1 protein-coding gene is annotated in these 395 nt (G+C 69.6%); it reads left to right on the top strand.

What is annotated here, in order from left to right:
* Positions 1–330 (top strand): response regulator (locus tag AC0L2O_RS36440; RefSeq protein WP_473373154.1); only part of this gene is annotated, 330 nt, incomplete at its 5' end.
* Between the last annotated feature and the right edge of the window lie 65 nt (positions 331–395).

The raw sequence follows: 395 nt of genomic DNA on the forward strand, positions 1-395 counted from the left end.
GCGGGCTACCGCGTCCGCACCGCGCCGACCGCGCAGGAGGGCCTGGCCGCGCTGCGCGCGCAGACCTTCGACGTGGTCCTGACCGACATCGAGATGCCCGACATGAACGGGTTCGAGTTTGCCGAAACCATCCGCTCCGACAGCAATCTCGGCGCAATGCCGATCATCGGGCTGTCGGCGCTGGTGTCGCCGGCGGCGATCGAGCGCGGCCGTCAGGCCGGCTTCCACGACTATGTCGCCAAGTTCGACCGTCCCGGTCTGATCGCGGCGCTCAAGGAGCAGACCGCGGGCGCCGCCGGCGCCTCCGAGCTGAGCCGGGCAGCGGCGTAACCAGCGGGATGGATCAGGAGAGACGCACATGACCAAGAAGACCCAGTCCGGCGAAGGCGCCATGG

It is taken from the genome of Bradyrhizobium sp. Kon10, from assembly GCF_055807395.1.